Here is a 22,987-nt window from a genome sequence, read left to right on the forward strand (position 1 = left end):
AGGGCAGAGGGTACGAAATGCTGGAGATATCTGGACACAGCAAAACAGCTTTTGGGAAATCGCCTACGATGTTCTGCGCAGAGTCTTAGCGATTATCAGGTTTTGGTCGATCAGCGAGTTTTTGCCGTATAAACTGCGCGCAAAGCGTCGGCCAATAGATGTCACGACGCCACTGATCGAGAGAGTGAGTAATGGGCGCACAGTGGAAGGTTAAACACAAAGAGGCGGCAGCCAACGCCAAGGGCAAGCTGTTCGGCAAGCTGGTCAAGGAAATCACCATCGCTGCGCGCAATGGTGCGGACATCTCCACCAACGCACACCTGCGTCTGGTGGTCGAGCAGGCGAAAAAGGCCTCGATGCCTCGCGATACCCTGGAGCGCGCCATCAAGAAAGGTTCCGGCCAATTGGGCGAAACCGTGCAGTACCACCGTGTGACCTATGAAGGTTTTGCTCCCCACCAGGTACCGCTGATTGTCGAGTGCGTCACCGACAACATCAACCGCACCGTGGCGGAAATCCGCGTGGCCTTCCGCAAGGGCCAACTCGGCGCTTCCGGTTCGGTGTCCTGGGACTTCAACCACGTCGGCCTGATCGAAGCTTCGCCGGACAGCCCGGATGCCGATCCGGAAATGGCGGCCATCGAGGCCGGCGCACAGGATTTCGAACCGGCCGAAGAGGGCGCGACCCTGTTCATCACCGAGACCACCGACCTGGATGCCGTGCAGAAAGCCTTGCCGGAGCAGGGTTTCACCGTACTGTCGGCCAAGCTCGGCTACCAGTCGAAGAACCCGGTCAGTGGCCTGAGCGACGAGCAGATGGCGGAAGTCGAAGCCTTCCTCGAAGGCCTGGACAACCATGACGACGTGCAGGATATGTTCGTCGGCCTGGCGGGCTGATTCCTGTAGCGACCTGTTCGCGGACTCATCCGCGAACAGGGCTCCACAATACTCAAAGCTGCGCGCAAATCTCTTCGAAACCCGGCCGCGCCAAGACATCCGGCTGAATGCAGCGCTCTTGCAGACTCCGCAGTGATTCCAACACTCCAGGCTCGAAATCCCCGTCGATCCGCTCCAGCAACTCCCCCAGCAGAATCCCGAATGCCCGCACCTCGATCCGTTGCAATGCACGGGTTTCCAGGCTATCCGTCGGCGAATGGAACGACGCCGCGCCAAAATCCCCCAACAGGCAATCGCCCTCGGTGTTGTAGAGGATGTTGTGTCCATACAGGTCGCCATGGCACAGCCCCAGGCGGTGCAGGTGCGCGCCCACCGAGGCAATGCCGCGCGCCATGCGCAGGGCCTGTGCAGGGCTGAAGCGGGTCTCGTCGCGATACACGTCGCGGCTGCACGAGTCGAGGCTGGGCAGGGCGGCGAGGTTGGCGAACCGTGGGTCGATCAGTTCCATCACCAACCCGGCCTGATCATCGGGATGGCCGCTGATACGACCCTCGACCCGGATCAGGTTCGGGTGCAGGCCGGCGGCGATACAGGCGTTCATCTCGTTCAGCGGCGAGCCGTCGCTGGTCATGCTGCCCTTGTACAGCTTGACCGCCACCGCCTTGGCCGCCGCCGAAGGACGGTTCCACACGGCCTGGCTGATCACCCCGGAGGCGCCTTCGCCCAGCCGCTGTTCGAGTTGCAATTGCGCCCAGTCGATGTTCGGCGTGGTATCGCCGGCCAGCACCTCGCCGGTGTGATCGAGTCGCGGATTGCCGGCATAGGCGATCCAGGCCAGGCTGGGCAGGGTCAGCAGCCATTGCGGCAGCTCGTCCAACTGGTTGGCGGCGATGCGGATCAGTTCCAGGTTGTGGCAGTCGGCGAGGGTGGCCGGCAGCTGTTGCAGGCGATTGCCGGCGAGCATGAGTTTCTGCAGCAAGGGCCGCCGGCCCAACTCGTCGGGCAGTTCGGCGATGCGGTTGTCGGTCAGGATCAGCCAACGCAGCAACGGTGGCAACGCCGCCGCCGGCACGTGTTCGATCTGGTTGGCCTTGAACGCGACCATGCTCAGTTGGGCGCATTGGCCCAGGCAGCCGGGCAACTCGGTGAACAGGTTGTCGGAACAGAACAGGATGCGCAGGTGCGGCAGCCGATGCAGATCGTCCGGCAGGCGGCTGAGGCGGTTGCCGCTCAGGTTGAGGATTTCCAGGGAGTCGGCCAACTGGAAGATTTCCTGGGGAACCTCGGTCAGCCCGCAGGCCAGGTCGAGTCGCATGATACCGGCCAATTGGCCGCTGCGCAGTTGTTCAAGGGTGTGCATGAGCGGGCATTCCGTTCGGGTCGCGATCATCGAAAGGCCGCCATCATAGCCGCCTCGACGGGACCTTGCTTGCCGATGCGCTCAGGGACCGACTTCGACCAGCTGTCCCAGGCGGCTACGGGTGCGTGCCAGGTCGATGGCATGGCCGCCGAGGCTCTCGCGCAGGGGCCGTTCGCCGATCAGTTGCAGGTGTTTGTCCTGGTCGTAGAGGACGTCGATCAGGTTGATGAACCGCTGCTGGCTGGCGATCGGACAGTCTTCCAGATTGGGCAGTTCGTCGATGATCCAGGTGTCGAAACGTCGGCACAGTTCCAGGTAGTCCATCACCGCGGTGGGCTCGTCGCACAGATCGGCAAATTCGAAACGTACGCAGCGATCATGGTTCTGACGCACCTTGAGGTATCGGGTACCCACCATCAGCGTGCTGGCCGCTGCACCGCGTTCCGGCAACTGCAGGGCCTGGCGCTGTTCGGCGCTGCCCGGCCAGATGTACTGCCCGTGGGTGAACTGCTGCTGCGCATGGCTGGGCGCCAGGCTACGGTAGTCGTGGGGGCCGCCGACCTCCATGATTTCCATTCGGGCATTGATCAGGTCGATTACCGGTTTGAACCGCGCGTGATAGAGCGGATTGGGCAGCAGGCCCTCGGGCGGATAGTTGGAGGTCACCACCAGCAGTACCTGTCGCTGGAACAGCGCCTTGAACAGCCGGGTGATCAACATCGCATCGCCGATGTCATGCACATGGAATTCATCGAAGCACAGCAGCCGACAGCCGGCGAGCAGTTCATCCAGGGTGGCGCCGAGGGCGTCCGGGTTCTCGCGATGACTGAACATGCCCTGGTGCAGCCGGGCGAAGAAATCATGGAAGTGCAACCGCTGCTTCTCGGCCATCGGCACGGCCTGGAAAAAGCCGTCCAGCAACCAGCTCTTGCCCCGACCCACGGCGCCGTGCAGGTACAGGCTGCGCAGTTGGGTGGGCGAGCCGTGCAGCAGGGTGGTGGCCTGTTGCGCCATGCGCTCGATGACCCGCTGCTGGCTATGGCTGAGGGTGTAGCCCTGATGGTTGGCCTTGTGCCGGAAATACTCCTGCACGGGGTGGCCCGGCGTGGTGATACCGGTCTTGTCGGCTGGCGCTTTGCCGAACAGGCGGCGCAGTGTCGACCAGCGGAATTTGCCGCCTGGGCGGTGAGGAGGGGTGGCGGTCAACGGAGAGAATCCCCTTGGGTGAAAAGTCCGGGCCTTGGGCCCCCTGGTGCATCAGTCAGCGCTTCAGTCTGAAGGGGGCTGGGGCCGCAGCAATTCTACCAATAGAGCATTGGCTAGCCAGCTCAAATGGGAGGGTAATACGAGTGGCGCACGCCATACGTCGACAGGTTCGGAAAAAGAATGCAGGCATATAGCCATCTCCTCTATTCTGGAGTTGTCTCTTCACCTCTCAACTTTTTCGTCAAGGCCCCTGCCGCTCAAATGGATTGAGCCATTGAGCGGAGCCCGTGCGAACGATCTACGGGATTGGCCGAATGCACTTTATCCATCGACTTCTGTTGGGCCTGGGCGCCTTCGCTTTGTTGGCCGATGACGCCATGGCGGCGATCAGTGGGCAGATCGAAGCGCGGCTGGTGATAATGGCCGGCTGCGAAGTGACCCAGGCTAGCGCGCCGGGGAAAACGGCCGGGACCACCGCAAGCCTGGACTTCGGCAGCCTGGGGCCGACCTGGAGCACGCCGCTGGGTAGCCGTCTGGACAACGGTAACGGCAATCTGGCAGTGTCCTGCAGTGCTCCGACCACCAATCCCACACAGTTCACCGTCACCATTGACGGTGGCACCCAGGGCGATGGCAGTAACCGTTACCTGAGTAACGGCAGTCAGCGCATCCCCTATCACCTGTCCGTCGATGAAGCCGGTAACGATCATTATCCCATCGGCCAGCAGCGTACCTTCTCCGTGGGCACGGGCGCCTGGACGCCGATCCCGATTCATGGCGCGCTTCTCGCCAATAACCAGGCATTACCCGCCGGCACCTACCGTGACCGAGTCATCATCACGCTGAACTGGTGAGCGCCGCGCGCCTGTCCGCTTTCCGAGTTGAGCCGAAAGCGTCCAGTTCGTTGTTTGATTCGCGCTTTTTGTCGATTGGATCCGATCCCGGAAATGCCTTTTCCTGTTAATAAACACGGGGATATAGCGAGATCTCCTAAGAAAAGCATTACAAAATGCTGCAACATTTCCTACTTGATTTGCAGCTTTTTCCTCCGCTGCTAGGCTGGTAGCAACAAGCCATGCCCCAAGAAGGATCGAGGTTGTGAAGGGATCTCTGGTTGTGGCGGCCTTGAGTGTCTTATGCAGCGCTCAGGTGTCCGCCGCGCAGCTCCAGGTGGAGGTGCAGGTCAATGTCATGCGCGGTTGTCAGTTGGTCGGTGTGCCGCGGGAGGCGGGCATCGATCAACTGGGCATGCTCGACTTCGGCAATACCGCGCGTCTCGACGACCGGTCGGGGCCGTTGGGTGCCTCTCTGGTCAATGCCCGGTTGCCACGGTTGGAATGTAACCCTGATACGCCCTATCAGTTGAGCATTGATGGCGGCCTGCACGGTGGCGTGGGCGCGGTGCGTTATCTGGCAGGGGATGAGCGCACAACCCCGATTCCCTATCGACTCTACCGAGATGCCGCGCGGCGTATCGCGCTGCCGGTCAATGAGCCCATGACCGGTGTTGTGCCGGACAGTGGTTCGGTGGAATTACCGTTGTACGCGCGGATCGAGCCACAGGACTGGGTACCGCGTGTCAGTCGTTACAGCGATGTGTTGAAGGTGACCGTCACCTGGTAGGTGAGTTCATGCAGTTGTCTGCCGGGCGGAGCCGGGCAGGAAAAGGAATGTCGTCCCTGTTCGGGCGGCCAATCGGTTGTCTCCTGATGGAAGTAGGATTGGCATATGAAACACCGCAACCGCGCAGTGTTGGCCTTTGGCTCACTGCTTTTTCTGGCCGATAGAGCCGCAGCGGTCATGACCGGGACCATCGACGTCCAGATGGTCATCTCCCCAGCCTGTGAAGTCAGCTCCGCTGGCGCAGCCATGTCCGGCAGCCTGGGGCAGTTGCATTTCGGCAACCAGGGCCCGACCTGGACCGGTCCCATCAATGCCAACATCCAGAACAGCGGCTCGACCGTGCATGTCACCTGCAATGCCTCGGTCAACGGTTTCACCGTGACCATCGATGGTGGCGTCAACGGCGACGGCAGTACCCGACGCCTGAGCAACGGCAACCGAAGCATCGCCTACCGACTCACCGTCGATGCCGAAGGCAAGGACAGCTACGGGGTCGGTGAACAACGCAATTTTGCTGTCAGTTCCGATATCCGGAATCCGATTCCGGTGTTTGGTGTCGTGGTGGCAAATACCAACGCACTGCCGGCCGGTGTTTACCGCGACACGCTGACGGTCACGTTGGACTGGTAACTCAATGGAGGAGAGCATCATGCCGAAACTTGCTTCGCGTCTCGCTTTGTCCGTGTTGGGCCTGACCCTGGTGGTCGGCGCCCATGCCGCGACCACTGTCACCGGACAGATCACATCCACCCTGACCCTCACCAGCAGTTGTCTGATCAACGGCGCTGCTGGTGCGTCCAACCTGAACTTCGGTACCTTGAACTTCGGTACCGCCACCAGTCTGTTCAACCAGGCCGGCATTCAGTTGCAAGCTTCCGGCGGCGGGGCGGTGGCGGTGCTGTGCTCGGCCGGGACCACACCCATAGTGACGGTCCAGGGCGGTCTGCATGATGGAGCGAGCAGCGGTGGTACCCGCGCGCTCTCCGACGGTGCGGGCAACTTCGTGGCCTATGACCTCTACACCGATTCGGGGCTCAACAACCTGCTGTCCAACACTGGCATCATCAACATGGCGACCAGTACCGGCGCGTTGCAGTCCCTCAACCTCTGGGGCAAGGCGGTAGGCAAGCCCGGGCTGCCGGCTGGCACCTACACCGACACCATTTCCGTGCAACTGAGTTTCTGAGCGCGATGAGGCGACCGGGAAGCGTCGTGGCCCTGCTGCTGGCCCTGGCGAGCAGCTTGCCGCTGGCGGCAGCCCCCGGCACGACGTTTCAGGTCACGGCCAGCATTCTCTCCGGTTGCCTGGTGGTGGGCGGGGGCTCCCTCTATGGCAACCTGAATTATGGCAGTCACGCGGCGTCGACGATCGCTCCGGTGTCGGCCTCGTTGGCCAGCGGCGTGCAATTGCAGTGCACGCCAGGGGTGACCCTGACGATGAGCGTCGATGGCGGGCAGAACAACAGCGGGGGGCGCAACCTCAAGCTGGGCGGTGGCAGCGCGCAACTGGCCTACCAGCTTTATAGCGATATCGGTTTGAGCCAGGCATTGGGGATTGGCCAGAGCGTCAACGTAGCCTACAGCGATGCGAACAATATCCGTCTGCCGATCTACGGCCGGGTGGTGTTACCAGGCATTCAGCCGGCGGGGATCTACAGCGATGTGCTGCAGGTACAGCTGACCTGGTAGGGGACGTTTTATTCAATGGATGGGACAAGGAGCTTTCGTATGTATTCACCCTCCCGGTGTCGGCAGGTCGTTCGTTCCGGTTTACTGGCCACGCTCCTGTTGGGCGCGAGCGGGGCCCAGGCGGCGAGTTCGGTACTGATCTGGCCGATCGATCCGGTGCTGGAGGCCGACCAACAGGCCAGTGCGCTGTGGCTGGAAAACCGTGGCACTGAAACGGCGAATCTGCAGATCCGTGTCTTCGGCTGGGTTCAGAACGCATACGACGACCAGTATCAGAACCAGCGCGAGGTGGTCGGCAGCCCACCGGTAGCGCGCATCGAGCCGGGTCAGAAGCAACTGGTGCGGCTGACCCGCACCGGGCAACTGCCGCCAGGGACCGAGAAGGCCTATCGCATCATCATCGACGAGATTCCGGCGGCGAAACCAGCGGGCGGTTCGGCGGATGACAGCAAGACGTCGGCGGCGATCCAGTTCCAGATGCGCTACTCGGTGCCGCTGTTCGCCTATGGTGTGGGGCTATGGAGCAAGGAAGACGCCAATCGTCCCCGTGATCCGAAGAGTGCCGGAGTGCCGGAATTGAGCTGGCGCAAGGTGGCCGAAGGAGGGCGGTCCTATATCGAGATCCGCAATCGTGGTGCCGTGCATGCCCGCCTGACCGATGTGACAGTCAAGCAGGGTGGTCAGGTCCGGCCGGTGGCCGAAGGGTTGCTGGGCTATGTGCTGCCGGGCGCGACCATGCGCTGGCCGGTGTCCGAGCCGCTGGCCAGCGGCCAGGAACTGCTGCTGCGGGTCAACGGTGCGCCGCAGGCCCAGAGCATCAGAGGTGAACGGTGACGGGTAGGGAGTGAGCTGAGTGTCGGCTCGTCGCACCCCCCGTCTGCCCTGGTGTGCCATGGGCTATTGCTGGCTGGTGCTGACCTCGGCGACCGAGGCCGGTGAATTGCCACCACCGCCTACCAGTCTGGAGGCAATGCCCGATGCGCAGCTGTATCTCGAGCTGCTGGTCAACCAGATGGATACCGGCAAGGTCATCATCGTTGAGCAGCGGGCGGGACGGTTGTTCCTGTCCGCCGCTGATCTGCAGGCGCTCGGCATGAAACTGCCGACACAGGTGGACGCCGAAGTGGCGCTCGACCAGGTGCCAGGCTTGCACAGCGACTACGACAGCCAGGGCCAGCGCCTGTTGTTGAGCGTGCCACCGGACTGGCTGCCGGCGCAGTTCCTCGGTAATCGCCAGGCCTATCCGCGCAGCCAGGCGTTGACCAGTTTCGGTGCGATGCTCAACTACGACCTGTACCTCAACGACACTGACGATGCTGGCACCTACCTGGCCGCCTGGAACGAGCTGCGGGTCTTCGACACCTGGGGCACGCTGTCCAACACCGGACAATACCGACGCAGTTTCGGCGCCGAATCCGGCAATGGGCTGAGCAACCGTTACCTGCGCTACGACACCTCCTGGCGCTTCTCCGACGATGAGCGAATGCTCACCTACGAGGCCGGCGACGTGGTCAGCGGGGCTTTGCCCTGGAGCAGTTCGGTGCGCCTGGGCGGGGTGCAGTTTGCGCGCGACTTCGGCGTGCGTCCGGACCTGGTGACCTATCCATTGCCACAGTTCGTCGGGGAAGCGGCGGTGCCGTCCTCGGTGGATCTGTTCATCAACGGTTTCAAATCGTCCAGCGACAAGGTGCAGCCGGGGCCGTATACCCTGACCAACATTCCGTTCATCAACGGCGCGGGCGAGGCGGTGGTGGTGACCACCGACGCCCTCGGGCGGCAGGTTTCCACCACCGTGCCGTTCTATGTCACCAGCACCCTGCTGCAAAAGGGTCTGACGGACTTCTCGGTGGCCGCAGGGACCCTGCGTCGCGATTATGGGCGGCGGGATTTCGGTTATGGTCCGGGAGTGACTTCCGGCAGCCTGCGCTATGGCATCAGCGACAGCTTTACCCTGGAAAGTCATGCCGAAGCTGCCAGCGATCTGACCCTTGGCGGTATCGGCGGCAATCTGCGCCTGGGCAATTTCGGCGTGCTCAACAGTGCGATCAGCCAGAGCCGTTTCGATGGTCGCCAGGGCCAGCAATTGAGCCTGGGCTACCAGTACAGCAGCCGGCGCTACAGCGTGTCGTACCAGCGGCTGGAGCGACATGACCAGTATGCCGACCTGTCGGTGATCGACAGCCCCTATGTCAGCCTGAGCAAGCGTAGCGAGCAGGTCACGGCGAGTGTCAGTCTCGACGATTGGGGCAGCCTGGGTGCCGGCTATTTCGACATCCGCGCCGCCGACGACTCCCGTACCCGTCTGCTGAACCTGACCTGGAGCCGGGCGCTTTGGGGCGGCAGCAGTTTCTACCTGTCGGCCAACCGTGAGATCGGCGACAGTCAATGGGCGGTGCAGGCCCAAGTGGTGATTCCCTTCGACCTCAGCGGCAGCCTGAGCATGAGCGTCGAGCGCAGTACCAGCGGCCAGACCCGCGAGCGGGTCAACTTCAGTCGTGCCGTACCGACCCAGGGTGGTTTTGGCTACAACCTCGGTTATGCCCACGGTCAGGGGCCGGACTATCGCCAGGCCGATCTGACTTGGCGTCTGCAGTCGGTGCAACTGCAAGCCGGCGTCTATGGCAGCAGCGATGCCGAGACCCGTTGGGCCGATGCCAGTGGTTCGCTGGTATGGATGGACCGGCAGGTGTTTGCCGCCAATCGCATCAACGACGCCTTCGTGGTGGTCAGCACCGAGGGTTATCCGAAGGTCCCGGTGCGCTACGAAAACCAGTTGGTGGGCGAGACCGACAGCTCCGGGCGATTGCTGGTGCCCTGGAGCAGTGGCTACTACAGCGGCAAGTACGAGATCGATCCGTTGAACCTGCCTGCCGACGTGCGCAGCCCCAAGGTCGAACAACGGGTTGCGGTCCGTCGCGGCAGCGGCTACCTGCTGCATTTCCCGCTGACGCGTATCGCCGCCGCCAGCGTCGAGTTGGTCGATGACCAGCACCAGCCGTTGCCGCTGGGGGGACAGGTGATTCATGAGCAGAGCGGTGCGACGGCAGTGGTTGGCTGGGATGGATTGGTGTATCTGGAAAACCTGGCGAAGCAGAACTCGCTGAAGGTGAGCCTGCCGGATGGCCGTCTCTGTCAGGTGCAGTTTGCCCTGCCGGAATCCGCCGAGCAGGTGCCGCTGATCGGCCCGCTGGTCTGTCGCTGACATGGGAGGGTATCGGGTGAGAATGCGTAGTCTGCTGTTGGCAGTATTGGCGAGCGGCCTGGCGGTCCAGGCGCATGCCCTGTGTACGACGGTCACCACGACTGCGGCAGGGTTCGGCTCGGTCAGTTCGATTCAGGCCCGGACTGCGGTGCAGTCGACCTCGACCGCCAATGCCGGATTACGCTGCAGCGGTTCGCTGCTGAGCTTGCTGTCGCTCACCGATCACGTCTATGCCACGGTCACTTCGACCACGAGCGGCCTGGTCGGCCCCACGGGTGACGTCATCACCTACAACGTCTACGCCACCAACAACACCGGCGCTGCCTATGTGGTGAACCGGGGTACCCAATACGACTTTGCCCGCAACAGCATTCTCGACCTGTTGGGGGTGCTGGGCAGCGTCACGCCCAAGACGGTGCCGATCTACTTCGGCACGATCACCGGCAACAACGTCGCCGCGGGGGTCTATACCGAAACCCTGAGCATCTTCTGGGACTGGAACTACTGCTCCGGTATCGGTGCGCTGGGTGCCTGCCTGGGGCGAGACATCAATACCGGCACCGTGACCCTCACGGTGAGCATGACCGTCAACAACGACTGCACGGTGACGGCGCCGAGCATCAGTTTCGGAGGCGCGCCGGTGGTCAGCGCTTTCAGCACGGTCAACCAGAGTATCAATGTCTCCTGCACCAAGGGCAGCCCTTATACCGTGGGCCTGGATGCCGGGCAGAACGCCAGTGGCGGGCGCCGGCGCATGGTGTCGGGGAGCAACTTTCTTGCCTATGACATCTTCAAGAGTGCCGGGACCACGGTCTGGGGCAGCGTGGGCTCGGCCCGGCGTTCGAGCAGCGATGCCGAGGTCAATCCGGGCAACGGCCTTGGTGTTGGCAGCCAGGTGTTCAACTATAACGCCAAGGTCTATACCGACCAGGCTACACCGGCCGCCGGCAGCTACCTGGATAACGTCATCCTTGACGTCGGGTTCTGAACCCTAGCGCTCGATGCTGCGGTTCCAGCGGGCGTTCCACTCCGGACGCAGCCGGTTGACCTGGTCCCAGTCGATGGCCACGGCGGTTTCCAGGTATTTCTTCATCGCCTCTACCTGGCCACGGGTGCGGTCGGTGGTCGGGGTGTTGGGGTTAGACGGGATCTGGTCGCCATCCTCCAGCGCCGCTGCCTGGGCCTCGGGTGTCAGCAGGAATTCGGCCAGTTTCTGGGCCAGCTCCGGCTGGTTGTTATTGGCGATCGCACATTCGGCGACGTTGAGTACCACCGCGCCTTCCTTGGGTTGCGCGTACTCCACCGGGATGCCCTTGAGCTTGAGCGCGGTGACCTGGGTCGGCGTCAGCGGGAACAGCGCCGCCTCGTCGGTCTGGACCATCTCCGAGAGCTTGGCCGAGCTTGGGATGTATTCCAGCACGTTGCGTCCCACGCTGTCTGGCCAGGCCTTGAAGCCGGGGTCGACATTAGTCTCGTCGCCGCCCTTGAGCCGGTTGAACATCAGGAAGCCGTGCAGGCCGAACGTCGACGATGACATCGACTGGAACACCAGCTTGTCCTTGTACTTGCTGTCCGCCATGTCCAGCCACGAAGTCGGCGCGGCCCAGCCCTTTTCCTTGAACAGGCGGGTGTTGTAGGCCAGCCCTGTGACCCCGAGGCTGACCGCCACCGCTTCGTCCTTGATCCGGCCCCTGGCCGGGATCTGCGCCAGGGTCGGGTTGTCCTGCAGCTTGCTGCACAGGCCCATGGAGATCGCCCGGTACATGATTCCGTCATCGAGGAAGATCACGTGCAGTTGCGGGTTGTCCTTGCTCGCCTGGACCTTGGCGAGGATGTCGGCAGAGGTGCCCGGGACGATCACCACCTTGACCTTGTTGGCTTTTTCGAAGGGTGGCAGCACCTTGTCGGCATACAGCCGCTCCATGGTCCCGCCGTTCATGCCCAGGTACAGCGTCGGCTCGGCCTGGGCCGGAGTGGCCAGGAGCAGGGCAGCGAGAGGCAGGCAGGACAAACCGATCAGGGCATTGCGTGGGGCATGGTTCATGGCGCGATCTTCCTCTGGGTTCTGACGGCCCGCTCAGGCGGCGGGAGTGGCTTGGAAACGTTGGATGGAAAAGGCTTCGATCGGCGTCGGCGACTGGCCCTGGCAGACCAGTTCGGCGAGCACCTCGCCCACCGCCGGACCGATCTGGAAACCCGCCCCGGCAAAGCCGAAGGCGTGCAGCAGGCCGGGTTGGGTCGCACTCGGGCCGATCACCGGCTGGCGATCGGGCAGGTAGCCTTCGGTGCCGCTCCAGGTACGGATCGCCTGGGCGCCTTCGAGAAACGGGTAGAGCTCGACGGCCTGGCGGAGAATCTCCAGCACGGCGCTCTGTCCCGGCCGCGCACGGGCGCTGTCGAGGGCAAAGCCCTGGCCGCCGCCCAGCACGCAGTTGCCGCGGCTGACCTGGCGGGCATAGATGCCGCCGCCTTCGACGCCGGTACTGGCGTCCATCACCAGCGGCAAGGGTTCGGTGACCAGCATGGCCGGATGGCCGGAGTGGATCGGCACCGCCTCGCCAAACTGCGCGGCGAGGTTGCCGGCCCAGGCCCCCGCGCAATTGAGTAGCCAGGCTGAGCGGATCTCCAGGCCATTGGCGGTCTGCAGGATAAAGCGTTGGCCATCGTGCTCGACCCGGCTCACCTCGCTCTGTTCCAGCACGTTGGCTCCGAGCTGGCGCGCGGCGCGGGCAAAGGCCGGCGACACCAGGCGCGGGTTGGCGTGACCGTCGTCGGGGCAGAACGAGGCGCCTTCGGCAATCCGCCCGACCCATGGAAACCGCTGATGCAGTTGCTTGCGATCGAATATCTGCAGGTCAAGCCCGAACCCCTGGCTACTATCGGCATAGACTTGCAGCGCGGCCAGGTCCTCGATGCTGCGGGCCAGCTTGAGATGCCCGGAGCGCTGGTATTCGCCGTCGATGCCGATCAATTCGGGCAGGCGGCTCCAGATACCATGGGCCCGCTGGGACAGTGGCAACTGCGACAATGGCCGGCCCTGGCGCCGCACCCCGCCATAGTTAACCCCGCTGGAGTGGCTGCCACAGAAATCCCGCTCCAGCAGTACCACGCTGCGGCCTTGGCGGCTCAAGGCCAGTGCTGCGGAGGTGCCGACGATGCCACCGCCAAGGATTGCCACCTCGACTTCGATCATGGCGTGACCTCCAGCCCGAACGGCAGCGGTTTGATCGGTGCCTGGGCACGCAAGCGGCCGATGGCCTCAAGGGCCAGGCCACTTTCGCAGGCAATGATCTCCGCCGCCGCGGCGCCGCAGATCCGTCCCTGGCAACGGCCCATGCCGACCCGGCAATGGGCCTTGACCCGATTGATCTCCCAATGCCCCTCGCGAACCCCCTGACGCACCTCGCCGACCCGTACTTCCTCACAGCGGCAGAGCATCAGTTCGTCCGTGGCGTTTCGCGCCCAGTGCGCGGGGAAGGGGAAGGCATTCTCCAGGCCCTGACGGAACTGGCCGATGCGCGCCAGGCGGTTTTCCAGGTCGACGTTACGGTCGGGGTCGACGCTGTAGCCCTGGTCCTCCAGCAGTGCCAGGGCGGCGCGTTCGCCAGCCATCTCTGCGGCATCGGCACCCATGATGCCGGCACCGTCGCCGGCCAGGTAAATGCCCGCGACGCTGCTGCGCCCGGCACGGTCTTGGTCCGGTAGCCAACTGCGGTTCAACGGGTCCCAACTGAACTGGCAGCCGAGCAGGTCGGCCAGTTGGGTTTCGCTGCGCAGGCCGTGGGCGAATGCCACGGCATCGCACTCCAGCGATTGCGCTCGGCCAGCCTGGCTCCAGTGCGCTGCGGCTACCCGTTGTTCACCCTCGATCCGCTCCAACTGCGCGGCCTGGTGTACGGCAACGCCGTGAGCACTCAACCAGCCCCGGTAGTAGAGGCCCTTGGCGAGGGTCAGCGGTTGCTTGAGCAGTCCCGGCAAGGCCTTGCATTGCGCGGTGAAGGATGAGCTGTCGAGCACCGCGACAACCTTTGCCCCGGCCTTGGCGTACTGATAGGCGACCAGGTAGAGCAACGGGCCGCTGCCGGCGAACACGACCCGCTCGCCGATGGCGCAACCCTGGAACTTCAGGGCGATCTGCGCCGCGCCGAGGCTGTAGACCCCCGGCAGGGTCCAGCCGGGCACCGGCAGCACGCGGTCGGTGGCGCCGGTGGCGACGATCACCGACGAATATTCGAGGTGCTCGGCGCGGCCCTGTCGGAGCGTATCGAGGGCGCCGTGTTCGGCGTTCCACACCAGGGTTTCGGGGCGATAGTCGAGCTGGCTGTGCAGTTCATCGAGGGTCTGGTGGATCGCGCTGGCCTTGCCGGCCTCGAAACCATACAACTGCCTGTGCGAGCGGCGGAAGTTCTCCGGCTGGCGCCGATAGATCTGTCCACCACCACGCAGCGATTCATCCAGCAGGATCGGCCGCAGGCCATGTTCGAGCAACGTCTGGGCCGCGCGAATCCCGGCCGGCCCGGCACCGACGATCAGTATCGGCTTCATGGTTTCGGCCTCCCTTCACGGCTCACCTGTTGACCGGCTTCGAGCATCGTCGAGCAGGCGCGCACCCGGCGCCCGTCGGCCAGCCGCACCCAGCAGTCCTGGCAGGCGCCCATCAGGCAGAAGCCCGCGCGCGGTTCGCCGCTGAAATCGCTGTGGCGCAGGTGCTCGCCGGCGGTGAGCAAGGCGGTCAGCAGGGTGTCGCCCTGCAGGCCGCTGGCCGGCTGGCCGTCGAGGGTGAAGTCCAGAGCCGGGCGTTGCGCTTCGGCCAGTCGTTTCAGCAGCGCCATAGCGGCCTCATTGTTTGCCTACCAGGACCCGATCGAGGCCGTAGACCCGGTCGAGCAGAATCATCGTCAGGGCCGTGAGCGCAATCACCAGCGCCGACACCGCCGCCATCATCGGATCGATGGATTCGGTGGCGTACACGTACATGCGCACCGGCAGGGTCTGGGTCGCCGGGGAGGTGACGAAGATCGACAGGGTCACTTCGTCGAAACTGTTGATGAACGCCAGCAGCCAGCCGCCGGCGACGCCGGGCAGGATCATCGGCAGGGTGATCTGGCGAAACAGCGTGAAGCGCCCGGCACCGAGGGATTCGGCGGCCTGCTCGGCGCTGCGGTCGAGGCCGATGGCGGCCGCCAGCACCAGGCGCAGCACGTAGGGGGTGATCACCAGCACGTGGGCCAGGATCAGCCAGCCGAAGCTGCCATTGACCCCCATCAGGGCGAACAGCCGCAGCAGCGCCACGCCGAGCACCAGGTGCGGAATGATGATCGGTGAGAGAAACAGGCCATTGAGAAAGTCCCGCCCAGGGAACTGATGGCGGGTCATCGCCAGTGCGGCCGGCACCGCGATCAGGGTCGCCAGGCTGGCGGCACTGAAGGCCAGCAGCAGGCTGTTGTAGAACGCCTGGACGAAGTCTGCGCGCTCGAACACCGCCTGGAACCAGCGCAGGGAAAAGTGGCTGGTCGGCAGGCCCAGGGTGTTTTCCGGGGTGAACGCCACCAGGCAGACCACCACCAGCGGCGCGAGCATGAACACCACGATCAGGCTATGGAACAGCAGGGCCAACGGGCCGTTTCTGGACATTTACGCAGCCCCCAGGGATTTCTTGTAGCGACGTTCGATCATCCGGTTCCACGACAGCATGATCAGCAGGTTGAGCAGCAGCAGCGTCACCGCGATCGCCGCGCCCATCGGCCAGTTGAGTTCCGACAGGTACTGGTCGTAGACCAGGGTCGCGACCATCTTCAGTCGGCGTCCGCCCAGCAGGCCGGGTATGGCGAAGGAGCTGGCGGACAGGCCGAACACGATCAGCGTGCCGGACAGCACGCCGGGCATGACCTGCGGCAGGACCACCAGGCGCATGACCTTGGCCTGACTGGCACCGAGGGACAGCGCGGCCTGTTCGGCGGCCGGGTCGAGTTTCTGCAATGAGGTCCAGACCGGGATGATCATGAACGGCAACATCACATGGACCAGCGCGATCACCACCGCGAACGGTGTATAGAGCAGCTTCATCGGTGCCAGACCGATGGCTTGCAGGCTCTGGTTGACCAGGCCGTCGGCACCCAGCAACAAGCTCCAGCCGAAGGCCCGCACCACTACCGAGATCAGCAGCGGAGTGAGGATCAGGATCAGGAAGATCGAGCGCCAGGGGCGGCCCATGCGACTGAGGATGTAGGCCTCGGGCACGCCGATCAGTACACAGAGCAGGGTGGTCAGGCCGCTGATCCAGAAGGTGCGCAGGAAGATCTCGTAGAAGTAAGGGTCGCTGAACAGCGCGCCGTAGTGCTGCAAGGTGTAGGCACCGTCCTGGACGCCGCTCTGGTAGTCGAAGACGTTCAGCGACAGCACCGCAGTCAGCCCCAGCGGCAGCACCAGCAGGCTGACATACAGGGCCAGCGCAGGTGCCGACAGCAGGTAGCCATGTCGCCCCTGACGCATCCGCGCCAGCAGGCTCATGCCGACACCTCGCCGGGCTCCAGCACCCGTAGCAAGTCGGCGGGCCAGTCCAGGCCAACCGCGCTACCTTCCTCCAGCGGTGGTGAGCCGTCGTTACGACGCACTACGCTGAGTTCGCCGAGGGTGGTGTCGATGCGGTACAGCCACTGGCTGCCGAGGAAAAAGCGCGTGACGATGCGCCCCTGCAAGCGCCCGCAGCCGGCGGCCAGCAGGTCGATCTTTTCCGGGCGCAGGCTCAGGGTCAGCGCACCTTCGCCCGGCGACTGGCGGACCTGCGGACAGCCGCTGGCATCGTGGTCGCCCGGCAGCAGGTTGGCCTTGCCGACGAAGCCGGAGATGAAGCGGGTACGGGGGTGTTCGTAGAGGCGGTAGGGCTCGTCGACCTGGGTGATGCGCCCGGCCTGCATCACGACCACGCGGTCGCTGATGGACAGCGCTTCGGCCTGGTCGTGGGTGACCATCAGCGTGGTGATGCCGACCTCGCGCTGGATCCGGCGAATCTCGAACTGCATCTCCTCGCGCAGGTTGGCGTCGAGGTTCGACAGGGGTTCATCGAGCAGCAGCACCGGCGGCTCGATCACCAGCGCACGGGCCAGGGCCACCCGTTGACGCTGACCACCAGACAGCTCGCGGGGATAGCGCTCGGCATGCCGCTCCAGGCGTACCAGTTGCAGCACCGTCGCCACGCGCCGTTGCACCTCGGCGGTCGGCACCTTGCGCATGCGCAGACCGAAGGCGACGTTGTCCTGGACGGTCATGTGGGGAAACAGTGCATAGCTCTGGAATACCACGCCCAGGCCGCGACTGCTGGGTTTGGCATGGGTGATATCGCGGTCGTCGAGCAGGATCCGCCCGGCGCTGACCTCGACGAAGCCGGCGACCATCTGCAAGGTCGTGGTCTTGCCGCAACCGGAGGGACCGAGCAGCGAGACGAACTCGCCCTTGTCCACCGCCAGGTTGGTGGCGACGACCGCTTCGAGGGTGCCATAGCGCTTGCACACGCCTTCAAGTCGTAGAAAGGCCATAACTGCGTTCCACCTTGGGTTGTTGTGCGCGGTGAGGCACACGTTTCTTGTCATGGGCAGAGACGAAAGGGCATTGCGGGGTGCGTGGTGCTCGACAGATGTCGGCTACCGATGTTGTTCGAATCGCCCCTTGTGGACGCAGAGTAGGACGAAGCCTAGGATGTGCGAAAGAGTGAATTTCACTGAAAGAATGACTATTTTCACTTTCATTCATTCAGCAGATTCTTGAGTGAGAAATATCAATATGAATTCCACTGAGCGGAATGAAAAGTCGAATGAAGTCGGTGTCAGTGCGGTCTCCCGGCTGTTTGCCGTGTTGCGCAGCCTGGGCGATTCGCCAGAGGCGGGCGAGCGGGTCACGCAACTGGCCGAACGCATCGGCCTGTCCCAGCCGACCACCCATCGGCTGCTGCGCAGCCTGATGGACGAGGGCATGGTCGAACAGGATGCGCGCAGCAAGCGTTATCGCCTGAGTCTGGAGTTCTTCGCCCTGGCGGCCCGGGCCGGGCGCAGCGGTAATCTGCGCGAGCTGGTGCGCCCGGCGTTGTTGCGGCTGTCGGCTTCGCTTGGCGATTCGCTGTTCCTGCTGGCGCGCAGCGGTTTTGATGCGATCTGCCTGGATCGCAGCGAGGGGCCGTTCCCGATCCGTACTTTCACCGGTGATATCGGTGGCCGCGTGGCTTTGGGCGTGGGGCAGGGGAGTCTGGCGATCCTGGCGTTCCTGCCGGAAGACGAGCGGGAAACGGTGATTCGCTACAACCTGCCACGGCTGCGGGACTTTCACCTGTACGACGAGGTGTTCCTGCGCTCGGAAGTCGAGAACGTGCGTCAGCTCGGTTATGCCGGGCGCAACACCGGGGTGTTGCAGGGCATGGCGGGGTTGGCGGTGCCGATCCTCGACCGCGATGGTCGAGCGGTCGCGGCGTTGAGCGTGGCGACCATCACCGATCGCCTCGGTCCGGACCGTTTGCCCACGGTGGTGGAGTTGCTCAAGCGCGAAGCTGCGGCAATCGGCCCACGGATCAATCCGTTCGATCCGCTGCTGCGGCGGCCTTCGCAGATCTTTGGCGAATAGCGGCTACGGCTAGAACGGCGTGGTCTGCTGCAGCACCTGCGCCGCCGGTGTATCAGCTGGCGCGACCATGGCGTAGTTGTAGCCGGGGCCGGACCAGTACTCGGCCTGTAATTCACCGTCCCGTCGGTGGCCACGCTTGAGCAGGTGGTTCTGCGGTCCCGGCGGGCGGATGTAGTAGGTGATCTTGCGTCCTTGCGGGTCTTCGTACAGGACCATCGCCGCCGCGCCCTGCTCGGTGCTCAGCAGGCGTGCGCTGACCGGCTTGAAGCCGGCGTTGGCCAGGTTCGGCAGGCGATTGGCTTGCGTGAAATAACGATCCAGCCAGCCCTGCAGGTCGCCGTTCTGCTCAACCTTGAAGTCCGCCGGCAGGATGTCCTGGCTGGCGAACAGGCGGTAGGCCTGCACTGCGTCGGCCATGGGTAGTTGAGTCGGCAGGGTCAGTTGGCGGGCCTGCCAGCCGCTCACGCCGCCGACACTCACCGCGATCAGCAGCACCGCCGCGCTGGCCAGATAGCGTCGTGACCGTTCACCTCGACGCTTACGGATGGCCGCCGGGTCCAGCGCGGGATTGGCCGGCATTTGCAGCGCGCCGCCGAGGGCCGCGCGCAGGTGCTGGGCGTCCTGTTGCCAGTCGCGGACCTGGCGGGCCACTTCGGGGTGGCTGGCGAGGTAGGTGTCCATCAATTGCCGGTCGGCCTCGCTGAGCCGATGGTCGACGTAGGCATGCAGATCGCGTTCGCTGGGAGGCAGGGTGATCATTTCAGTATCCGCAGGGAAGGGCTGGTGATTTCGCCGTCGCTGAGTTGACGCAGGGCCTGGCGGGCGCGAGACAGGCGCGACATGACGGTGCCGATGGGCACGTCGAGGATCTCGGCGACCTCCTTGTAGCTCAAACCCTCCACCGAGACCCAGAGCAGCAGCGCCCGCTGTTCTACCGACAGGCGCTCGAAAGATTCCAGTGTCGATTGTGCTACCACCGTGCGTTCCACCGATGGTTCGCTGTCGTCGCGGCCGGTGAAGAATTCCAGCATCCGTGCGTACCGACGTTGGCGCCGGTGGGCATCGAGGAACTGCCGGTAGATGATCGAGAACAGCCAGGCGCGCAGGTCGCCGTCGGGACGTTTCTTGCCCCAACTGGACAACGCCCGCTCCAGGCTGGCCTGGACCAGGTCGTCGGCGCTGCTCGGGTTGCGGGTCAGCGACACGGCGAAGCGCCGCATGCGGGGAATCAGTTCACGTAGCTGTTCGTCGAGATCGTTCATGGCAGCCTGCAGGGTCTTGGCCAGTCACTACACTGGGTGCAGAAAGACGTCCGTGGCTGAAGGTTATTCCAGTCAGCAGAAAAATAATCATCGAAAAATGACTCATCGAAAAAAATCATCGGTGGTCGGGAATAACCCATGACGGCCTGCGTCCTACTGGCTCCCTAACCGTGTGGCCGCCCAGGGCCCTGGAGTTTTTCATGGTAGATCACACCCCACCGCCTCTGAGCGGTACCAGCAAGGTCTTGCGCCTGTCCGCTATCGCCGTGGTGGTCGCGGCACTGGCCGGTGCTTTCGGTTATGTCAGTGGCCGGCTCGATCCGCAGCGCCTGACGCCCGGACGTATCGTCGATACGCTGGAGCACAACAGCGGCCATTATCCGGGGCTCAGGCGCAACCATGCCAAGGGTGTCTGCGTCGCCGGTTATTTCGAGAGCAGCAATGAGGCTCGTCCATACTCCATCGCCAAGGTTTTCTCGGAAGGCAGCGTGCCGGTGGAAGGGCGATTTGCCCTGCCGGGCGGCAATCCCTATGCACCGGACAGCAGTGTGCCGATCCGCAGTCTGGGGCTGCGTTTCATCCTCGCCAACGGCCAGCAATGGCGAACCGGGATGAACAGCATGCCGGTGTTCCCGGTGAGCACGCCGCAAGCATTCTACGAGCAGCTCAAGGCTGCCGCCCCGGACCCGGCAACCGGCAAGCCGAACCCGGCGGCGATGGCCGCATTCTTTGCCGCGCATCCGGAAACCGGCCCGTTCCTGCAGTGGGTCAAGACCGCCAAGCCATCGGCCAGCTACGCCACCGAAAGCTACAACGCACTGAATGCCTTCTACCTGGTCAATGCTGCGGGCCAGCGCCAGGCGGTACGCTGGGGCTTCGTCCCGGTGAGCCAGGATGAACCGGGGGCCGTGGCGCCGGCCGGTGCCGATTTCCTGGAAAAGGACTTGGTGCAGCGCCTGGCGGCCGGGCCGCTGAAATGGCAGTTGCGTATGACCCTGGCCAATCCTGGCGATCCGATCGACGACGCGAGCAAGGCCTGGACCGGCGAGCACAAGGTGCTCAACGCCGGCACCCTGGTGCTGGAGAGCACGCAACCGCAGGACAGCGGCGATTGCCGTGACATCAACTACGATCCACTGGTTCTGCCCAGTGGCATCGAGGCTTCGGCCGACCCGTTGCTGGCGGCGCGTTCGGCGGCGTATGCCAGTTCCTACCTGCGTCGCACCAGTGAGGTTGGCCAATTGCCCACCGCTCACGCCCAACAGGAGTCCCGCCCATGAGCGCCCCATTGAAGCATTTCGTTCCCCTGGCGCGCCTGCTGCACTGGCTGATGGCGCTGATGATCCTGGCGATGCTGTTCATCGGCGCCGGAATGGTGGCGTCGGTGTCGGCGCGACATGAGTGGTTGATCAACCTGCACAAACCGCTGGGGATCGCGATCCTGGCGTTGGCGATCGTTCGGCTGGGCGTACGCTTCAGCACCCGCCAGCCAGCCTTGCCGACCGACCTGCCGGGTTGGCAGGTGCTGGCGGCGAAGCTCTCCCATGTGTTGCTGTACGCGTTGATGCTGATTTTACCGCTGCTGGGTTGGGCGATGATTTCGGCTGCGGGTGATCCGGTGATGCTCGGTAGCTCGATCCGCTTGCCGGCCTTGCTGTCGGCCGATGCCGCGACCTTTGCCTTCTTGCGCAAGGCCCATGGCTACCTGGCCTACCTGCTGTTCCTGACGGTGCTGATGCACCTGGCGGCAGCCTTGTTCCATGGCTTGATTCGCCGCGATGGGGTACTGGAGAGCATGGTGCGGGGCAAGGGCTGAGGTTGGTGTCAGTCATTCGGGCCTCTTCGCGGCGAACCGCCGCGAAAGCGCCCTCCCTGAATCAACGCGGTTTCACCACTTTCAGCGACCACCCCCAGTACACCAGGGCCGTGGCGCTGATCCCCGCCCCCAGCAGGCAGACCCCCGTCCACCCGGCCCACGCATACATCGCCGTGGCACCCAAGGCGCCACTGGCACTCCCCACCGAATAGAACAGCATGTAGCCCGCCGCCAAGCGGCTCTGCGCCTGGGGCCGGACGCTGTAGATCAGCGCCTGGCTGGTCACGTGCACCGCCTGCAGGCCCAGGTCGAGGATGATCACCCCAAGCAGCAGGGCCCACAGCGAGGATTGGATAAAGGCAATCGGCAACCAGGACAGCAGCATCATCGTCAGCGCCAGGCCGCTGACCCATTGCGCACGGCCCCGGTCCGCCCAATGGCCGGCGCGTGCCGCACCCAGTGCGCTGGCGGCTCCAGCCAGGCCGAACAGGCCGATCCCGGTATGCGAAAGCGACAGCGGCGGGGCGCTCAATGGCAATACCAACGGCGTCCACAGTACGGTCCCGGCGGCAAAGATCAGCATCGTCAGCACCGCCCGGTCGCGCAGGATTTTTTCCTCTCGGAACAACCCGAACAGTGAGGCGATCAGCGTGCCATAGCCCTGCCGTGGCTTGGGCGTCTCATGGCGGGGCAATACCTGCCAGAGCGCCATTGCCATGAGCAGCGTCAGCGCCGCCGACAGCAGGTAGACCGAACGCCAGCCGGCCAGGTCGGCCATGCCCCCGGCGACGGTGCGCGCCAGCAGCAGGCCGACGACGATGCCACTGGTGACACTGCCGACGACCTGGCCACGTTCGCCTGGAGTCGCCAGTTGCGCCGCGTAGGCCACCAAAGTCTGGGTCACCACCGCCAACAGGCCGATCAGGCTCATGCCCAGCAGCAACCAGTGGCTGCTGGGGGCCAGGGCGGCGAGCAGCAGGGCCAGCACCGACAGCAGCATCTGGCCGACGATCAGCCGCCGACGGTTGAGCAGGTCGCCGAGCGGCACCAGCAACAGCAGGCCCAGGCCATAACCGACCTGGCTCAAGCTGACCACGATGCCCACGGTGGCGTGGTCCATGGCGAAGGTCTCGGCCATGGCATCCAGCAGCGGCTGGGCGTAATACACATTACCCACCGACAGCCCGCAGGCGATGGCGAACAGCAGGACCGTCATGCTGGAAAGCCGGCTGCTGATCTCCGGTCTGGCAGTCGTGGCCGGGATTTCAAGCGGCATGGAGAACTCCTTGATCATCTGGTTGCAATTTAAAACTACTTGTACCC

Annotated in this window: 24 protein-coding genes; 12 read left to right on the forward strand and 12 right to left on the reverse strand. The window is 64.0% G+C overall.

Going from position 1 to position 22,987, the window contains the following annotated elements; genetic code table 11:
- Nucleotides 1-191: 191 nt before the first annotated feature.
- Nucleotides 192-896, forward strand: coding sequence for a YebC/PmpR family DNA-binding transcriptional regulator (locus tag BLU37_RS17260; protein WP_019362149.1), 705 nt, complete (start codon nucleotides 192-194; stop codon nucleotides 894-896).
- A 52-nt stretch (nucleotides 897-948) separates the two neighbouring features.
- Here the strand turns inward: BLU37_RS17260 and BLU37_RS17265 are convergent, their stop codons facing one another.
- Together BLU37_RS17265 and zapE are read right to left on the reverse strand one after the other, a co-directional pair.
- Entirely contained in the window at nucleotides 949-2,256 is a 1,308-nt protein-coding gene (locus tag BLU37_RS17265) for a leucine-rich repeat-containing protein kinase family protein (RefSeq protein ID WP_090206908.1), read from the reverse strand.
- Nucleotides 2,257-2,337: 81 nt separating this feature from the next.
- Nucleotides 2,338-3,462 (reverse strand): cell division protein ZapE, encoded by a 1,125-nt coding sequence (gene zapE, locus BLU37_RS17270; RefSeq protein ID WP_090206911.1) that lies wholly within the window; start codon nucleotides 3,460-3,462, stop codon nucleotides 2,338-2,340.
- A gap of 314 nt (nucleotides 3,463-3,776) precedes the next feature.
- On the opposite strand from zapE, the gene BLU37_RS17275 reads away from it, so the two are divergent.
- The 8 genes from BLU37_RS17275 (at nucleotide 3,777) to BLU37_RS17310 (ending at nucleotide 10,964) form a co-directional block, all read left to right on the forward strand.
- Nucleotides 3,777-4,316 carry a Csu type fimbrial protein gene (locus BLU37_RS17275; RefSeq protein WP_090206914.1) on the forward strand — a complete coding sequence of 180 codons (540 nt, stop codon included), beginning with the start codon at nucleotides 3,777-3,779 and terminating at the stop codon, nucleotides 4,314-4,316.
- Between the two features lie 244 nt (nucleotides 4,317-4,560).
- Entirely contained in the window at nucleotides 4,561-5,085 is a 525-nt protein-coding gene (locus BLU37_RS17280) for a Csu type fimbrial protein (RefSeq protein ID WP_090206916.1), read from the forward strand.
- 105 nt (nucleotides 5,086-5,190) lie between these two features.
- The gene (locus BLU37_RS17285) at nucleotides 5,191-5,715 is read left to right on the forward strand and encodes a Csu type fimbrial protein (protein ID WP_090206919.1); all 525 of its coding nucleotides are present in this window, start codon (nucleotides 5,191-5,193) and stop codon (nucleotides 5,713-5,715) included.
- Between the two features lie 19 nt (nucleotides 5,716-5,734).
- Entirely contained in the window at nucleotides 5,735-6,271 is a 537-nt protein-coding gene (locus BLU37_RS17290; protein ID WP_090206920.1) for a Csu type fimbrial protein, read from the forward strand.
- A gap of 5 nt (nucleotides 6,272-6,276) precedes the next feature.
- Nucleotides 6,277-6,774 (forward strand): Csu type fimbrial protein, encoded by a 498-nt coding sequence (locus BLU37_RS17295; protein WP_090206923.1) that lies wholly within the window; start codon nucleotides 6,277-6,279, stop codon nucleotides 6,772-6,774.
- A 39-nt stretch (nucleotides 6,775-6,813) separates the two neighbouring features.
- Nucleotides 6,814-7,608, forward strand: coding sequence for a fimbrial biogenesis chaperone (locus tag BLU37_RS17300; RefSeq protein WP_090206925.1), 795 nt, complete (start codon nucleotides 6,814-6,816; stop codon nucleotides 7,606-7,608).
- Between the two features lie 58 nt (nucleotides 7,609-7,666).
- On the forward strand, nucleotides 7,667-9,976 hold the full coding sequence (locus BLU37_RS17305; protein ID WP_090206928.1) for a fimbria/pilus outer membrane usher protein: 2,310 nt from the start codon (nucleotides 7,667-7,669) through the stop codon (nucleotides 9,974-9,976).
- 22 nt (nucleotides 9,977-9,998) lie between these two features.
- The gene (locus tag BLU37_RS17310) at nucleotides 9,999-10,964 is read left to right on the forward strand and encodes a Csu type fimbrial protein (protein ID WP_232000517.1); all 966 of its coding nucleotides are present in this window, start codon (nucleotides 9,999-10,001) and stop codon (nucleotides 10,962-10,964) included.
- A gap of 3 nt (nucleotides 10,965-10,967) precedes the next feature.
- Here the strand turns inward: BLU37_RS17310 and BLU37_RS17315 are convergent, their stop codons facing one another.
- Genes BLU37_RS17315 through BLU37_RS17345 form a run of 7 tightly spaced genes read right to left on the reverse strand, consistent with a single transcriptional unit; the run spans nucleotide 10,968 to nucleotide 17,511 of the window.
- Nucleotides 10,968-12,020 carry an ABC transporter substrate-binding protein gene (locus BLU37_RS17315; protein ID WP_090206935.1) on the reverse strand — a complete coding sequence of 351 codons (1,053 nt, stop codon included), beginning with the start codon at nucleotides 12,018-12,020 and terminating at the stop codon, nucleotides 10,968-10,970.
- A 33-nt stretch (nucleotides 12,021-12,053) separates the two neighbouring features.
- On the reverse strand, nucleotides 12,054-13,169 hold the full coding sequence (locus BLU37_RS17320) for an NAD(P)/FAD-dependent oxidoreductase (protein WP_090206937.1): 1,116 nt from the start codon (nucleotides 13,167-13,169) through the stop codon (nucleotides 12,054-12,056).
- Nucleotides 13,166-14,521, reverse strand: a complete 1,356-nt coding sequence (locus BLU37_RS17325) for an NAD(P)/FAD-dependent oxidoreductase (RefSeq protein WP_090206940.1) — start codon at nucleotides 14,519-14,521, stop codon at nucleotides 13,166-13,168. Before BLU37_RS17325 ends, BLU37_RS17320 begins: the two co-directional genes overlap by 4 nt.
- Entirely contained in the window at nucleotides 14,518-14,808 is a 291-nt protein-coding gene (locus tag BLU37_RS17330) for a (2Fe-2S)-binding protein (protein WP_010445863.1), read from the reverse strand. The genes BLU37_RS17325 and BLU37_RS17330 overlap by 4 nt, the downstream gene beginning before the upstream one ends.
- Nucleotides 14,809-14,815: 7 nt before the next feature.
- Nucleotides 14,816-15,610 carry an ABC transporter permease gene (locus BLU37_RS17335; RefSeq protein ID WP_090206944.1) on the reverse strand — a complete coding sequence of 265 codons (795 nt, stop codon included), beginning with the start codon at nucleotides 15,608-15,610 and terminating at the stop codon, nucleotides 14,816-14,818.
- Entirely contained in the window at nucleotides 15,611-16,486 is an 876-nt protein-coding gene (locus tag BLU37_RS17340) for an ABC transporter permease (RefSeq protein WP_090206947.1), read from the reverse strand.
- Entirely contained in the window at nucleotides 16,483-17,511 is a 1,029-nt protein-coding gene (locus tag BLU37_RS17345; protein ID WP_019361705.1) for an ABC transporter ATP-binding protein, read from the reverse strand. The genes BLU37_RS17340 and BLU37_RS17345 overlap by 4 nt, the downstream gene beginning before the upstream one ends.
- A 244-nt stretch (nucleotides 17,512-17,755) precedes the next feature.
- Here BLU37_RS17345 and BLU37_RS17350 point away from each other — a divergent pair, with 244 nt between their 5' ends.
- Nucleotides 17,756-18,586 carry an IclR family transcriptional regulator gene (locus tag BLU37_RS17350; protein ID WP_010445870.1) on the forward strand — a complete coding sequence of 277 codons (831 nt, stop codon included), beginning with the start codon at nucleotides 17,756-17,758 and terminating at the stop codon, nucleotides 18,584-18,586.
- Nucleotides 18,587-18,595: 9 nt separating this feature from the next.
- Here BLU37_RS17350 and BLU37_RS17355 read toward each other — a convergent pair whose 3' ends face one another.
- Nucleotides 18,596-19,345, reverse strand: a complete 750-nt coding sequence (locus tag BLU37_RS17355; RefSeq protein WP_090206950.1) for an anti-sigma factor family protein — start codon at nucleotides 19,343-19,345, stop codon at nucleotides 18,596-18,598.
- Entirely contained in the window at nucleotides 19,342-19,848 is a 507-nt protein-coding gene (locus tag BLU37_RS17360; protein WP_090206952.1) for an RNA polymerase sigma factor, read from the reverse strand. Before BLU37_RS17360 ends, BLU37_RS17355 begins: the two co-directional genes overlap by 4 nt.
- Before the next feature lie 200 nt (nucleotides 19,849-20,048).
- Between BLU37_RS17360 and BLU37_RS17365 the strand changes: the two genes are divergently transcribed.
- Together BLU37_RS17365 and BLU37_RS17370 are read left to right on the forward strand one after the other, a co-directional pair.
- The gene (locus tag BLU37_RS17365; protein ID WP_090206955.1) at nucleotides 20,049-21,128 is read left to right on the forward strand and encodes a catalase family peroxidase; all 1,080 of its coding nucleotides are present in this window, start codon (nucleotides 20,049-20,051) and stop codon (nucleotides 21,126-21,128) included.
- Nucleotides 21,125-21,664: a cytochrome b gene (locus BLU37_RS17370; RefSeq protein ID WP_090206958.1), complete on the forward strand. Its 540-nt coding sequence runs from the start codon at nucleotides 21,125-21,127 to the stop codon at nucleotides 21,662-21,664. Before BLU37_RS17365 ends, BLU37_RS17370 begins: the two co-directional genes overlap by 4 nt.
- Nucleotides 21,665-21,725: 61 nt before the next feature.
- Here BLU37_RS17370 and BLU37_RS17375 read toward each other — a convergent pair whose 3' ends face one another.
- Nucleotides 21,726-22,880, reverse strand: coding sequence for an MFS transporter (locus BLU37_RS17375; protein WP_090210960.1), 1,155 nt, complete (start codon nucleotides 22,878-22,880; stop codon nucleotides 21,726-21,728).
- Nucleotides 22,881-22,987: the final 107 nt, after the last annotated feature.

The sequence above is a fragment of the Pseudomonas asplenii genome (assembly GCF_900105475.1).
GTDB classification, from domain to species: Bacteria; Pseudomonadota; Gammaproteobacteria; order Pseudomonadales; family Pseudomonadaceae; genus Aquipseudomonas; species Aquipseudomonas asplenii.

Coding starts and splice junctions, on each gene's coding strand:
- BLU37_RS17260 (WP_019362149.1), top strand. CDS start 192: ATGGGCGCACAGTGGAAGGTTAAACACAAAGAGGCGGCAGCCAACGCC.
- BLU37_RS17265 (WP_090206908.1), bottom strand. CDS start 2,256: ATGCACACCCTTGAACAACTGCGCAGCGGCCAATTGGCCGGTATCATG.
- BLU37_RS17275 (WP_090206914.1), top strand. CDS start 3,777: ATGCACTTTATCCATCGACTTCTGTTGGGCCTGGGCGCCTTCGCTTTG.
- BLU37_RS17285 (WP_090206919.1), top strand. CDS start 5,191: ATGAAACACCGCAACCGCGCAGTGTTGGCCTTTGGCTCACTGCTTTTT.
- BLU37_RS17290 (WP_090206920.1), top strand. CDS start 5,735: ATGCCGAAACTTGCTTCGCGTCTCGCTTTGTCCGTGTTGGGCCTGACC.
- BLU37_RS17295 (WP_090206923.1), top strand. CDS start 6,277: ATGAGGCGACCGGGAAGCGTCGTGGCCCTGCTGCTGGCCCTGGCGAGC.
- BLU37_RS17300 (WP_090206925.1), top strand. CDS start 6,814: ATGTATTCACCCTCCCGGTGTCGGCAGGTCGTTCGTTCCGGTTTACTG.
- BLU37_RS17305 (WP_090206928.1), top strand. CDS start 7,667: ATGGGCTATTGCTGGCTGGTGCTGACCTCGGCGACCGAGGCCGGTGAA.
- BLU37_RS17310 (WP_232000517.1), top strand. CDS start 9,999: ATGCGTAGTCTGCTGTTGGCAGTATTGGCGAGCGGCCTGGCGGTCCAG.
- BLU37_RS17315 (WP_090206935.1), bottom strand. CDS start 12,020: ATGAACCATGCCCCACGCAATGCCCTGATCGGTTTGTCCTGCCTGCCT.
- BLU37_RS17320 (WP_090206937.1), bottom strand. CDS start 13,169: ATGATCGAAGTCGAGGTGGCAATCCTTGGCGGTGGCATCGTCGGCACC.
- BLU37_RS17325 (WP_090206940.1), bottom strand. CDS start 14,521: ATGAAGCCGATACTGATCGTCGGTGCCGGGCCGGCCGGGATTCGCGCG.
- BLU37_RS17330 (WP_010445863.1), bottom strand. CDS start 14,808: ATGGCGCTGCTGAAACGACTGGCCGAAGCGCAACGCCCGGCTCTGGAC.
- BLU37_RS17335 (WP_090206944.1), bottom strand. CDS start 15,610: ATGTCCAGAAACGGCCCGTTGGCCCTGCTGTTCCATAGCCTGATCGTG.
- BLU37_RS17340 (WP_090206947.1), bottom strand. CDS start 16,486: ATGAGCCTGCTGGCGCGGATGCGTCAGGGGCGACATGGCTACCTGCTG.
- BLU37_RS17345 (WP_019361705.1), bottom strand. CDS start 17,511: ATGGCCTTTCTACGACTTGAAGGCGTGTGCAAGCGCTATGGCACCCTC.
- BLU37_RS17350 (WP_010445870.1), top strand. CDS start 17,756: ATGAATTCCACTGAGCGGAATGAAAAGTCGAATGAAGTCGGTGTCAGT.
- BLU37_RS17355 (WP_090206950.1), bottom strand. CDS start 19,345: ATGATCACCCTGCCTCCCAGCGAACGCGATCTGCATGCCTACGTCGAC.
- BLU37_RS17360 (WP_090206952.1), bottom strand. CDS start 19,848: ATGAACGATCTCGACGAACAGCTACGTGAACTGATTCCCCGCATGCGG.
- BLU37_RS17365 (WP_090206955.1), top strand. CDS start 20,049: ATGGTAGATCACACCCCACCGCCTCTGAGCGGTACCAGCAAGGTCTTG.
- BLU37_RS17370 (WP_090206958.1), top strand. CDS start 21,125: ATGAGCGCCCCATTGAAGCATTTCGTTCCCCTGGCGCGCCTGCTGCAC.
- BLU37_RS17375 (WP_090210960.1), bottom strand. CDS start 22,880: ATGACGGTCCTGCTGTTCGCCATCGCCTGCGGGCTGTCGGTGGGTAAT.